This is a genomic window from Pannonibacter sp., from assembly GCF_051860505.1.
Lineage (GTDB): Bacteria > Pseudomonadota > Alphaproteobacteria > Rhizobiales > Stappiaceae > Pannonibacter.
Genome location: NZ_JBHYDX010000033.1, coordinates 36,509 through 48,735, shown reverse-complemented (window position 1 = coordinate 48,735; position 12,227 = coordinate 36,509). Strand labels below are relative to the sequence as shown.

Genomic DNA, 12,227 nt, shown 5'->3' with positions numbered 1-12,227 from the left:
AGCCAGTTTGATTGCACCCAACGCATCTTCACCGCCCCCGTCCACCCCTCCTTCGTCGCTCCTGCGCAGGCAGGAGCCCAGTAACCGAGGCGGCCCGTTGCGGCGGACGGTCGGCAACCCGCGTTGAGCTATAAGCAGAAACACCCGCTGGGATCACCAATCCACACCGGGGCTACTAGGCTCCTGCCTCCGCAGGAGCGACGAGGGGTGGACGGCAAGCTTGAACAACAAGGTCGCCCCCAAAAAATGTTGCGCCGCCGCAACACTCCGCCCCGCCCATTCGTAAACACAATCCTTAACGCCTTGGTTAACGATTCTTTACCAAATTGCTGCGCATTGTCGGCGGGAAACACGTGTTCGAGTGAGTCGCGGCAATGACGGGTAAACATGTAGCGGTGCTGATGGGTGGTTGGGCGCATGAGCGGCCCGTAAGCCTTTCATCGGGCAACGCCTGCGCAGATGCGCTGGAATCGCGAGGCTTTCGCGTTACCCGCGTCGATGTCGACCGCACCATTGCTCACCGCCTGGCTGATCTTCGTCCTGACGTTGCCTTCAATGCCCTGCATGGTCCGTTCGGCGAGGATGGATGTATCCAGGGCGTTCTGGAAATCCTTGGCATTCCCTACACCCACTCCGGCGTGATGGCCTCGGCGCTGGCCATGAACAAGGTCAAGGCCAAGGCCGTGATGGCTGCCGCCGGCGTTCCGGTGACGCGTCATGTGGTGGTCAATCGCCACCAGATCGGCCGTGATCACCCGTTGCCGCCGCCTTACGTGCTGAAGCCGATCAACGAAGGCTCCAGCTTTGGCGTCCTCATCGTGAAGGAAGATGCCGCCCATCCGCCGCAGGAGCTTTACCGGGCAGACTGGCCGTATTCCGACATCCTGATGTGCGAAACCTATATTCCGGGCCGCGAACTGACCTGCGCGGTCATGGGAGACCGGGTGCTTGGCGTTATTGACATCGTGCCAAAAGGGCACGGTTTTTATGATTTTGATGCCAAATACGCGAAAGGTGGGTCTGACCACATCCTTCCTGCAAATCTTTCAACCTTTGTTTACCAAGAAGTACAGAAACTTACCCTGACGGCGCATCAGTCTCTCGGGTGCCGGGGTGTTTCGCGGGCGGATTTCCGCTTTGACGAGAAGCCCGATGGCACCGGAACCCTGATCTGCCTGGAAGTAAATACACAACCCGGAATGACCCCGACCTCTCTGGTCCCGGAACTCGCTGCCCATGAGGGTACGGATTTCGGAGATCTCGTCACCTGGATGGTGGAGGACGCAAGTTGCTCTCGCTGAGACGCAAGGCCAAGGAAGAGACCGCCTTTCCGCTTGAAGCGGAGCTCGCACCGCGCGGGCGTGGTGTCGCACGCCTGCATCAGCGCCCGCTCTGGCGCCAGGCCGGGCGGCTGGCCGAGCTGCCGCGCGGGACGGGATCGGTTGCGGCCGTGGCCTTTCTGGCTGCGACAATCACATATGGTGTCATTCTCGGCGGCTACGGCCGGATGGTGTCGGAGTCCCTGATCAGTGCTGCCGGTTTCGGCATCGAGACGGTCAAACTCTCCGGTCAGCGTGAGACCTCCGACTACCAGATCCTGTCCGCGCTCGGCATCGAGGAGGGCACCTCCCTGTCCTTGTTTGATGTGGACGGAGCCCGCGAGCGGCTGACGTCCATCGCCTGGATCAAAAATGCCTCGGTGATGAAGCTTTACCCGAACACCCTCAAGGTGACGGTCGAGGAGCGGATCCCGTTTGCGCTGTGGCAGGATGGCGATGTTGTCTCGATCATCAACGAGCAGGGCGACATCATCACCCGTGAAGTCGACGGTCGCTATGCCAACCTGTTGCTCGTGGTCAATGACGGGGCCGAGAAGCGGGCAGGCGAGATCATCTCGGCGCTGGAAGATGTGCCCTCCCTGCGTCCCCGCGTCCGCGCGGCCTTCCTGGTCAGCCATCGCCGCTGGGACCTGATGCTGGAGAACGGCATTACCGTTCGCCTGCCGGAAAGCGGCATGTCCGCAGCGCTGGCTGAGCTTCTGCGCATGGATGCCGACAACGCGCTGCTGACCCGTGACATTGCTGCCGTCGACATGCGCCTGCCGGACCGGATTGTGGTGCGCCTCACCGATGAGGCTGTGAAACGGCGTGACGAAGCCCCCAAGGGGCGCGACAAGGTCGCGAAACGGGGGGCAAACACATGAGCCGCAACGGCACTGCCCTCTACCTGCCGCGCATGCGCCCCCTGCCGGGGCGCAGAGCTGTTGTCATGTCCGTGCTGGACGTTGGCTCGACCAAGATCTGCTGCCTCATTGCCAAGCTGACCCCGCGCGAAGGCTCGGATGTGCTGGCCGGTCGCTCCCATGCCGTGGAAGTCCTCGGTTACGGCTACCAGCGCTCGCGTGGCATCAAGTCCGGCGTCATCGTCGACATGGATGCGGCCGAGCAGGCGATCCGCCTTGCCGTGGATGCGGCCGAGCGCATGGCCGGTGTGACGGTTGAATCCGTGATTGCCAATGTGTCCTGCGGGCGACTGCAGAGCGAAATCTTCAGCGCCACCGTGCCTTTAGCCGGCGAATCTGTCACAGAGGCAGATATCCAGCGGGTGCTGGTGGCCGGGTCGTCCCATTCCGCTACGGATGGACGGGCCGTAACCCATGCGCTGCCGATTTCCTATTCGCTGGACGGCAACCGCGGCATCCGCGATCCGCGCGGCATGATGGGCCTCAAGCTCGGGGTCGACATGCAGGTGGTGACGACGGAAGTTCCTCCCGTCCGCAATCTGGAGCTCTGCATCAATCGCGGGCATCTCCAGGTGGAAACGCTGGTGGCAACGCCCTTCGCCAGCGGCCTCTCGACCATCGTGGACGACGAGGCGGAACTGGGCGTGGCCTGCATCGACATGGGCGGTGGCACAACCACGCTGTCCGTGTTCGTTGAAGGCCAGATGGTCCATCTGGATGCCATCGCCGTGGGCGGGCAGCATGTCACCACCGACATCGCCCGTGCCTTTGCCACACGGCTCACCGATGCCGAGCGGCTGAAGACCCTGCACGGCTCGGCGCTGGCCACCAGTGTTGATGACCGGGACATGCTGACCATTCCGCCCGTCGAGGGCGAGGGCGATCTGCCCAACCAGATCCCCCGGTCGGCGCTGACCCGTGTGATCCGCCCCCGTGTCGAGGAGATCCTCGAACTGGTGCGGGACCGGCTGACGGCGTCCGGCTTTGCCGGGCGTGTCGGCAAGCAGATCGTATTGACCGGCGGGGCCAGCCAGCTCACCGGTCTCAGCGAAGTGGCCCGCCGGGTGATCGGCCGCAACGTCAGACTGGGCAGGCCGCTCGGTGTGGCGGGACTGCCCGAGGCGGCCAAGGGACCGGCGTTTGCTGCCTCCGTTGGCCTTCTCATCTATCCGCAGGTGTCCCAGATCGAGCAGTTCCAGCCGAAGTACAAGCGCTCCGGCTGGGGCGGCAATCAGGGGTATCTCGCCCGGGTCGGGCAGTGGATCAGGGAAAGCTTCTGACGCGGGACGCCGCGTCGGACTGAAATGCCGGCAACGGCGCACACACAAGGGAAGAACTGGGCCCCCGAGAATCGGGTGCCCTTAGAGGGTCGCGAGGAACTTATGACCATCAACCTGAAGATGCCTGACATTCAGGAGCTGAAGCCGAGAATCACGGTCTTCGGCGTCGGCGGTGCTGGCGGCAATGCCGTCAACAACATGATTTCGGCCGGCCTCCAGGGCTGCGATTTCGTGGTGGCCAACACCGACGCGCAAGCTCTTGCCATGAACCACGCCGAGCGCCTGATCCAGATGGGCGTTGCCGTGACCGAAGGCCTCGGGGCCGGATCGCAGCCGGAAGTCGGCTCTGCGGCCGCCGAGGAAGTGATCGACGAGATCAACGATCACCTGTCCGGCTCGCACATGGTGTTCATCACCGCCGGCATGGGCGGTGGCACCGGCACGGGCGCTGCCCCCGTCATTGCACGGGCGGCCCGACAGCAAGGTATACTGACGGTAGGTGTGGTGACCAAACCGTTCCAGTTCGAAGGCTCGCGCCGCATGCGCATCGCCGAAGCCGGCATCCAGGAACTGCAGAGGAACGTCGACACGCTGATCGTCATTCCGAACCAGAACCTGTTCCGGATCGCCAACGCCCAGACCACCTTCGCCGACGCTTTCGCGATGGCGGACCAGGTGCTTTACTCGGGCGTTGCCTGCATCACCGACCTGATGGTCAAGGAAGGGCTCATCAACCTCGACTTTGCCGACGTGCGCTCGATCATGCGCGGCATGGGCAAGGCCATGATGGGCACGGGCGAAGCCTCCGGCGACAAGCGCGCCCAGCAGGCCGCAGAAGCTGCCATCGCCAATCCGCTGCTCGACGAGACCTCGATGAAGGGCGCCAAGGGCCTCCTGATCTCGATCACCGGCGGCACGGACCTGACCCTGTTCGAAGTCGATGAAGCGGCCACCCGCATCCGCGAGGAAGTGGATTCGGACGCCAACATCATTCTCGGCGCGACCTTCGACGAAAGCCTCAACGGCATCATCCGCGTCTCGGTTGTTGCCACCGGCATCGACAAGGAACAGACCCTGGGAAACGCTGACATGAACGTCATGCTGGCCCCGCGCGTGGACAGCGTGCAGAAGCCGGTCGTGACGCAGGCAGCCCGCCCGGCTGAAGCGCGTCCCGCCGCCCCTGTCAGTTCCTTCCAGCAGGATGCCGCTTCCCGCGCACTGGCCAGCCTTGAGCGCGAACTGTCGATCCCGGAGCCGGTCGCCGTTGCCTCCGCGACGGACCCGGATGTCCAGATCAAAGCCTTTCGCCCGGCTCCCGACCTGATGACCACCAAGGTTCCTGCTGCCGATCTCGGCGAGCCGGTCCAGGTGCCGCTGGCCGCCGAAGCCCCGGTCAGCCGTCCGTATATCCCGCCGGTCGCCGAACAGCCGGTTGCCAATCCGCGCATGCCGCGCATGGAAGACTTCCCGCCGATCGCCCAGCGTGAAATGCGCGCCCAGGCGGCCCGGACCGAGGACGTCGCCCCGCAGGCAGCACCGGTGCAGCATCACGTCGAGGACGATCACGGTGACGACCGCCGTCCGATGGGCCTGCTGCGTCGTCTGGCCTCGGGCCTGTCGCGTCATGTCGAACATGACGACGTGGCTCCGGAGCCGCAGGTGCAGCCGCGTGCGGCCGCTCCGGTCGCGCCGCAGCCGCAGATGCGTCCGGCTCCGCGCATGCCGCAGATGGCTCCGGCTCCCCGTCCGCAGATGGGTGCTGCCGGTCAGCTGGATGCAACCGGCCGGGCTCCCGCCCGTCCGCACAGCCAGAGCGAGGAAGACCAGCTCGAGATTCCGGCATTCCTGCGCCGGCAGTCGAACTGAGTCGTTCCGACTCGCACTGACACTCTTCCCTTCGGAGCGGCCCGGTGGTGACACCGGGTCGTTTCCGTTTGTAACATTGTGGCAATGCGCTTCCCGTATCGCAACGATATCAAATGCTTACAGGAGTTTGACGCGTTACAAAGCGTAATAAAGCTTTATTTCGGTCACAGATCGCCCGGGTCTATTGTTCGGCCAGATCGCAGAGCGTTAACAGACCCTATCAAGCTTGCGTAAAGCTTGCGGGTCCTGTGGCGCCGGACCGAACCAAGGCATCATTCATGACCCACCGTACCGACTTCCAGACGACCCTGGCCGATCAGGTAACCCTTACCGGGGTTGGCGTCCATTCTGGCAAGCCGGCGAGTGTGACCCTCCTTCCGGCAGATGCCGGCACAGGTATCGTCTTCACCCGGTGCGATGCCCAGGACAGCGCGCGCGCAATTCCGGCCCGTTGGGATCAGGTGACAGCCACGGCCCTTTGCACCGTCATTGCCGATCCGGCCCGCAACGGCGTCTCCACCGTCGAACATCTGATGGCTGCGCTCATCGCGCTCGGTGTCGACAACGTCGTTGTCGAGATGGATGGCCCGGAAATGCCGATCATGGACGGCAGCAGCGCCCCCTTTGTCGAGGCCATTGATCAGGTTGGCCTGCGCCGGCTGGATCGCGGCCGACGCTATCTGCGCATCAAGAAGCCGGTACGGATCGACGCAGGATCCGCCTGGTGCGAGTTGCTGCCCTATGACGGCACCCGCTTTGAAGTCACCATCGAATTCGACGGCGCCCTGATCGGACGCCAGACCTTTGCCCGCGATCTCACCCCGGATGTCTTCCGCAAGGAACTGGCCCGAGCGCGCACCTTTGGCCAGGTCAGGGATGTCGAGAAGCTCTGGGCCATGGGCTTTGCCCTCGGTTCGTCGCTGGAGAACTCCGTCGCGATTGCCGATGACCGTGTTCTCAATCCCGAAGGCACGCGCTGGCCGGACGAATTCGTCCGCCACAAGGCACTGGATGCCGTCGGGGATCTTGCTCTTGCCGGCCTGCCGATCCTCGGCATCTACCGCTCCTTCAAGGGCGGTCACAAGATGAACCACGCCATCCTGGAAGAACTGTTCACCCGCGCCCCCAAGGACAGTTTCGAGATCGTGGAAGCTCCGGTCTGGCGCGACAACAGCCAGGCCGCCGGCCGCCCGGCCCTTGCTGCCGCCGCCTTCGGCCCCGACGTCTCCTGATCGTCTGACCAGCCTCGTCCTTCGTCATGCCATGGCCGGGCCATGGCATCCATGCCGTGCCCTCTCCACACGATCAGCTTCGCCCAGTTGCTCCCGCGGCCCGCCTCGTTAAGCTCCCCGCGTATTCAGGCAACGGCCTGGATGCCATGATCAAGTCATGGCATGACGACCGGGAGAACACGGGCCTACGTCCGACCCCGCAATCGGGCAAATCGGCCCACGCAACCCCTCCGCCACAAAAAAGCTTCAAAAATTGAACACATGGCGTGGCAGGTCCAGCCGAGATCCGGTAAAAGCCGTGCCTTGGAAAATGGTTGGCATTTGCCACGCGGCAGCTTAAGCCTTGCCTGACAGGCAGGATGAAATCTGTCAGATCGATTTCCGCTCCGGTGCTGTCACCTGATCGGCAATCGATCACGCATCAATACGAAGGTGCCGTCCCGGTCTGGTCAGTGTGACCGGTTCATGGGCGGTGTCCTGGGCAAGGAGTTGGAAGGCGTGCTGGACAACATGGCGACCGGAACGGGCAAGCGTCCGCGCAGGAAGACGATCCTCATCCACTCCCTGCTGTTGGCGACCGCCCTGGTGCTGACGGCCTGTTCATCGAATGATGACGATGACCTTGCCCTGGACGACACGCCGGCCGAGGTGCTGTTCAACGAAGGGCTGGCGCTGCGCAATGCCGGCCGTTTGTCGGACGCCGGCAAGAAGTTCTCCGAACTCGACAAGCTTTATCCCTATTCCGAGTTTGCCAAGAAGTCGCTGATGAACCTGGCGTTCATCAACTTCTCGCTGGGGCGCTACCCGGAGGCAATCACAGCCGCCGAGCGGTTCAACACGCTCTATCCCGGCAGTGAGGATACGCCCTACGCGCTCTATCTGATCGGTCAGTCCTACTACCGCCAGATTCCGGATATCTCGCGCGACCAGCGCATCACCGAGCAGGCCGCATCCGCCCTCAATGAACTGGTGACCCGTTATCCGGACAGCGAATACACCGCAGATGCCAAGTCGAAGCTGCTGGTGGCCTATGACCAGCTCGCAGGCAAGGAAATGCAGGTTGGGCGCTATTATCTGGAGAAGCGCAACTACATCGCAGCGATCAACCGCTTCAAGTCGGTCGTGATCAACTACCAGACCACCCGCCACGTCGAGGAGGCTCTCGCCCGCTTGACCGAGTCCTACTACGCCCTTGGTGTGGTCAGCGAAGCGCAGACTGCGGCTGCAATTCTCGGTCACAATTATCCCGATAGCCAGTGGTACAAGGATTCCTATTCGCTGCTGCAGAAGGGGGGCTACGAGCCGTCCGAGGATCGTGGCAGCTGGATCAGCAAGGCGTTCCAGGGCGTCAAGCTGTTCTGAGGCAGACGTCTGGGACTGAAGGGGCGGGGCACCTTCCATGCTGGCGACACTTTCGATTCGCGATATCGTTCTGATTGACCGGCTCGACATCGATTTCTCCGCCGGCATGACTGTGCTGACAGGCGAGACCGGTGCGGGCAAATCCATTCTGCTCGATGCCTTGACGCTCGCGCTCGGCGGTCGCGGCGATGCCGGGCTTGTCCGTCACGGCGAGGCTCAGGGCCAGGTCGTCGCCGTCTTTGACGTCGCTGGCGTCCACCCGGTCCGTGCGCTCCTGCGCGAAAACGATGTCCCCGACGACGGTGATGTCATCCTGCGCCGGATCCAGACCCAGGATGGTCGCAGCCGCGCCTTCATCAATGATCAGCCCGTCAGCGTTGGTCTGCTCCGTCAAGCCGGCCAGATGCTGGTCGAGGTGCATGGCCAGCATGACGAGCGTGCGCTCGTCGATCCGGAAAGCCACCGCCTGCTGCTCGACAGTTTCGGCCGCCTTGATGGGGATGTTGCCGGCGTCGGTGAAGCCTATGGCCGACTGCGTGCTGCCGACAAGGCTCTGAAGGACCACAAGGCCCGCATCGAGGCGGCGCGGCGCGAAGCCGACTACCTGCGGGCCTCCGCCGACGAGCTGACCCGCCTTGCCCCGAAGCCGGGCGAGGAAGCCGAGCTTGCCGAACGGCGTGCGGCCATGATGCAGGTGGAGAAGATCGCCGGCGATCTCAACGAGGCCTATGAGACCCTGAATGGGTCAGCCTCTCCCATTCCGGACTTGTCCAGTCTGATGCGGCGGCTGGAGCGCAAGGCCGATCAGGCACCGCAGATGCTGTCCGGTCCGGTATCTGCTCTCGGTACGGCCCTGGATGCGCTGGAGGAGGCGCGGGCCGGGCTTGAGGCTGCCATCCGCCAGACGGATTTCGATCCGCGCGAACTGGAAGCAACCGAGGAGCGTCTGTTCGCCCTGCGCGCTGCTGCACGCAAGTTTTCGGTCCCGGTCGAGGAGCTTGCCGCCCTGACCGCGCGCATGGCGTCCGACCTTGGTGACCTTGATGCAGGCGAGGAAAAGCTCGACGCGCTGGCGGCCGCAGCCAGTGCCGCACGCAAGGCGTTTGATGAACTCGCCGGCGCGCTTTCGGCCGCGCGGGCTGCAACGGCTCACAAGCTTGAAGCCGCCGTGGCCGCCGAGTTGCCATCCTTGAAGCTGGACCGCGCCCGTTTCATTGTCGAGATCACCAGCGATCCGGAAAACCGCACCGCGACTGGCGTCGACGTGGTGGAGTTCTGGGTCCAGACCAACCCGGGCACCCGGCCCGGACCGATCATGAAGGTCGCCTCTGGCGGCGAACTCTCGCGCTTCTTGCTTGCCTTGAAAGTGTCGCTTGCCGACAGCGGTTCCGTGCCGACGCTTGTTTTCGACGAGATCGACACCGGCGTTGGCGGCGCTGTGGCCGAAGCCATCGGCTGGCGCCTTGCGCGCCTTGCCCGCAGCGTCCAGGTCCTGACCGTCACCCATGCGCCGCAGGTCGCCGCGCGCGCCGATGGACACTTCCTCATCGCCAAGGAAGAGGTCGCTCCCGAGCGTGTCGCCACCCGCATCACGTCGATTGACGAGGCCCATCGCCGTGAGGAAATCGCCCGCATGCTGGCTGGCAGCGTCATCACGGATGAGGCCCGCGCCGCCGCCGCGCGGTTGATCGCGCAGACGGCGGGGTAGGGTGCGCGCCAGTTACTCGACGGTGGGCGTGCGCATCGGTTCGGTCTTCAGCTCTGGCAGTTCGACCTTCGGCAACTCGACCTTCGGAACGTCGACGTTCGGTACTTCAAGCTCGATCGAGACCTTGTTGTCGTTGGCGAAGCCGCCATTATAGGCGTAGAGGCCGAGACCGATCAGGGCGACCAGCAGTGCCCCAGCGATGAACCAGGCCGCACTTGCGCCAGCCGAGCGAACATTCGTGCCATTGGTTTCGTATGCCATTGTGATCTCCTGTAGGGTGTGGCCTAACCGCGTTGTCCGGGGTGGTAACTCTTGAGCTGCCGCATTGGTTCCATTACCCCGGCACTGTTGTGATCCTCCTGTGAGCCTTCGGACCGACCATGAGCGACTTGCCTGTTAACGCCCTTGCCGCCGACCGCCTGACCCGCGAGGAGGCTGCCGCCGAGCTGGAACGGCTGGCCGCAGAGATCGCCGGCCACGACCGGCGCTATCATGGCGAAGACGCCCCGACCATTTCCGACGCCGACTACGACGCCCTGCGCCTGCGCAATGCCGAGATCGAAGCGCAGTTCCCGGACCTGGTGCGCCCCGACAGCCCGTCCCAGCGGGTGGGGGCCGGTGTGGCTGACGGTTTCGGCAAGGTCACGCATCCGGTGCCGATGCTGTCGCTCGACAACGCCTTCACCGACGAGGACGTGCGCGATTTCGTCGGCCGCGTCCGCCGCTTCCTCAAGTTCGATCCGCTGATGGGCGATCTGGTTGTGGTGGCCGAGCCCAAGATCGACGGCCTGTCCCTGTCGCTGCGCTACGAGAACGGCGTCATCATCAGCGCCGCCACCCGTGGCGACGGCACGGTGGGCGAGAACGTCACTCCCAACGCCCGCACCATTGCAGACATTCCGCACCGGCTGCCCGCCGGCGTTCCGGCGGTGGTCGAGGTGCGCGGCGAGGTCTACATGTCGCACGCCGATTTCGCCGCACTCAACGCGCGCATGGCGGCCAACGGCGGCAAGACCTTCGCCAATCCGCGCAATGCCGCCGCCGGCTCCCTGCGCCAGCTCAATCCCGAGATCACCGCCTCCCGGCCCTTGCGCTTCTTCGCCTATGCCTGGGGCGAGATGAGCCAGGTGCCGGCGGCGACCCAGTACGACATGGTGCGCCAGTTCGGCGACTGGGGCTTTGCGGTCAACCCGCGCATGCAGCGCTGCACCAGCGTCGAGGAACTGCTGGCCGTCTATCACGGCATCGAGGAGGACCGCTCGGGCCTTGGCTACGACATCGACGGCGTCGTCTACAAGGTCGACCGGCTCGACCTGCAGCAGCGCCTCGGCTTCGTCTCCCGCTCCCCCCGCTGGGCCATTGCGCACAAATTCCCGGCGGAGAAGGCCTACACGGTCCTGAAGGACATCGAGATCCAGGTCGGCCGCACCGGCGCGCTGACGCCGGTGGCCAAGCTCGAGCCCGTCACCGTCGGCGGCGTCGTCGTCTCCAACGCCACCCTGCACAACGAGGACTACATCAAGGCCATCGGCATGGACGGCGAGCCGATCCGTGGGGGCAAGGATCTGCGCATCGGCGACACGGTGATGATCCAGCGCGCCGGCGACGTCATCCCGCAGATCGTCGACATCGACCTCGCGCGCCGGCCTGCCGATGCACAGCCCTACGTCTTCCCCACCGTCTGCCCGGCCTGCGGCAGCCATGCGGTGCGCGAGGAAAACGCCAAGACCGGCCGGCTTGATTCGGTGCGCCGCTGCACCGGCGGCCTGATCTGCCCGGCCCAGGCCTCGGAGAAGCTGAAGCATTTCGTCCAGCGCAATGCCTTCGACATCGAGGGCCTCGGCGACAAGCAGATCGATGCCTTCTTTGCCGAAGGGCTGGTGCGCACGCCGGCCGATATCTTCACTCTGGAAGCGCGCGACAAGGCGGCGCTGACCAAGCTGCGCAACCGCGACGGCTGGGGCGCGGTCTCGGCGAAGAACCTGTTCGAGGCGATCAACGCCAGCCGCCGCATAGACCTTCACCGTTTCATCTTCGCCCTCGGCATCCGCCATGTGGGCGAGGGCAACGCCAAGCTCCTCGCCCGCGCCTATGGCTCCTGGGGCGTGTTCGAGGCCGCGATGACGGCCGCGCTCGATCACGCCAGCGACGCCTGGGCCGATCTCAACGCCGTCGACGGCATCGGCGAAACGCTGGCCGAAGCCGTGGTGCAGTTCTTCGCCGAGGACCACAACCGCGAAGCGCTTGCGGCCTTGCTCGCCGAAGTCACCCCGCTGGACGCCGAGAAGATCGACGCGTCCGGCTCGCCGGTGGCCGGCAAGACCGTCGTCTTCACCGGCTCCCTCGAACGCATGACCCGCGACGAGGCCAAGGCCATGGCCGAACGGCTGGGCGCCAAGGTCGCGGGCTCTGTCTCCAAGAAGACCACCCTCCTCGTCGCCGGCCCCGGCGCCGGCTCCAAACTCAAGACCGCCCAGGACCTCGGCATCGAGGTGATTACCGAAGACGAGTGGTTCGATCTGGTCGGCGGGTGAGGG

9 protein-coding genes are annotated in these 12,227 nt (G+C 64.5%); 8 read left to right on the top strand and 1 reads right to left on the bottom strand.

Features of this window, described 5'->3' with window-relative positions; all coding sequences use genetic code 11:
• Positions 1–374 precede the first annotated feature (374 nt).
• The 7 genes from ACTIFE_RS19045 (at position 375) to recN (ending at position 9,690) form a co-directional block, all read left to right on the top strand.
• A complete protein-coding gene (locus tag ACTIFE_RS19045; protein WP_439530719.1) occupies positions 375–1,301 on the top strand; it encodes a D-alanine--D-alanine ligase in 927 nt (308 codons plus the stop codon).
• Positions 1,289–2,203 (top strand): cell division protein FtsQ/DivIB, encoded by a 915-nt coding sequence (locus ACTIFE_RS19040; protein ID WP_439530718.1) that lies wholly within the window; start codon positions 1,289–1,291, stop codon positions 2,201–2,203. The genes ACTIFE_RS19045 and ACTIFE_RS19040 overlap by 13 nt, the downstream gene beginning before the upstream one ends.
• Positions 2,200–3,522 carry a cell division protein FtsA gene (gene ftsA, locus ACTIFE_RS19035; RefSeq protein WP_439530717.1) on the top strand — a complete coding sequence of 441 codons (1,323 nt, stop codon included), beginning with the start codon at positions 2,200–2,202 and terminating at the stop codon, positions 3,520–3,522. The genes ACTIFE_RS19040 and ftsA overlap by 4 nt, the downstream gene beginning before the upstream one ends.
• A 102-nt stretch (positions 3,523–3,624) precedes the next feature.
• The gene (gene ftsZ, locus ACTIFE_RS19030) at positions 3,625–5,388 is read left to right on the top strand and encodes a cell division protein FtsZ (protein ID WP_439530716.1); all 1,764 of its coding nucleotides are present in this window, start codon (positions 3,625–3,627) and stop codon (positions 5,386–5,388) included.
• A gap of 278 nt (positions 5,389–5,666) precedes the next feature.
• A complete protein-coding gene (gene lpxC / locus ACTIFE_RS19025) occupies positions 5,667–6,620 on the top strand; it encodes a UDP-3-O-acyl-N-acetylglucosamine deacetylase (RefSeq protein WP_439530715.1) in 954 nt (317 codons plus the stop codon).
• A 510-nt stretch (positions 6,621–7,130) separates the two neighbouring features.
• Positions 7,131–7,982 (top strand): outer membrane protein assembly factor BamD, encoded by an 852-nt coding sequence (locus ACTIFE_RS19020; protein WP_439530720.1) that lies wholly within the window; start codon positions 7,131–7,133, stop codon positions 7,980–7,982.
• A gap of 37 nt (positions 7,983–8,019) precedes the next feature.
• The gene (gene recN, locus ACTIFE_RS19015) at positions 8,020–9,690 is read left to right on the top strand and encodes a DNA repair protein RecN (protein ID WP_439530714.1); all 1,671 of its coding nucleotides are present in this window, start codon (positions 8,020–8,022) and stop codon (positions 9,688–9,690) included.
• A gap of 12 nt (positions 9,691–9,702) precedes the next feature.
• Here the strand turns inward: recN and ACTIFE_RS19010 are convergent, their stop codons facing one another.
• Positions 9,703–9,951: a hypothetical protein gene (locus ACTIFE_RS19010; RefSeq protein ID WP_439530713.1), complete on the bottom strand. Its 249-nt coding sequence runs from the start codon at positions 9,949–9,951 to the stop codon at positions 9,703–9,705.
• Between the two features lie 119 nt (positions 9,952–10,070).
• Here ACTIFE_RS19010 and ligA point away from each other — a divergent pair, with 119 nt between their 5' ends.
• A complete protein-coding gene (gene ligA, locus ACTIFE_RS19005; protein ID WP_439530712.1) occupies positions 10,071–12,224 on the top strand; it encodes an NAD-dependent DNA ligase LigA in 2,154 nt (717 codons plus the stop codon).
• The last annotated feature ends 3 nt before the right edge of the window (positions 12,225–12,227 follow it).

Excerpts from the sequence above, each read along its gene's own strand:
- ACTIFE_RS19045 (WP_439530719.1), top strand. The coding sequence starts at position 375 with ATGACGGGTAAACATGTAGCGGTGCTGATGGGTGGTTGGGCGCATGAG.
- ftsA (WP_439530717.1), top strand. The coding sequence starts at position 2,200 with ATGAGCCGCAACGGCACTGCCCTCTACCTGCCGCGCATGCGCCCCCTG.
- ftsZ (WP_439530716.1), top strand. The coding sequence starts at position 3,625 with ATGACCATCAACCTGAAGATGCCTGACATTCAGGAGCTGAAGCCGAGA.
- lpxC (WP_439530715.1), top strand. The coding sequence starts at position 5,667 with ATGACCCACCGTACCGACTTCCAGACGACCCTGGCCGATCAGGTAACC.
- ACTIFE_RS19020 (WP_439530720.1), top strand. The coding sequence starts at position 7,131 with ATGGCGACCGGAACGGGCAAGCGTCCGCGCAGGAAGACGATCCTCATC.
- recN (WP_439530714.1), top strand. The coding sequence starts at position 8,020 with ATGCTGGCGACACTTTCGATTCGCGATATCGTTCTGATTGACCGGCTC.
- ACTIFE_RS19010 (WP_439530713.1), bottom strand. The coding sequence starts at position 9,951 with ATGGCATACGAAACCAATGGCACGAATGTTCGCTCGGCTGGCGCAAGT.
- ligA (WP_439530712.1), top strand. The coding sequence starts at position 10,071 with ATGAGCGACTTGCCTGTTAACGCCCTTGCCGCCGACCGCCTGACCCGC.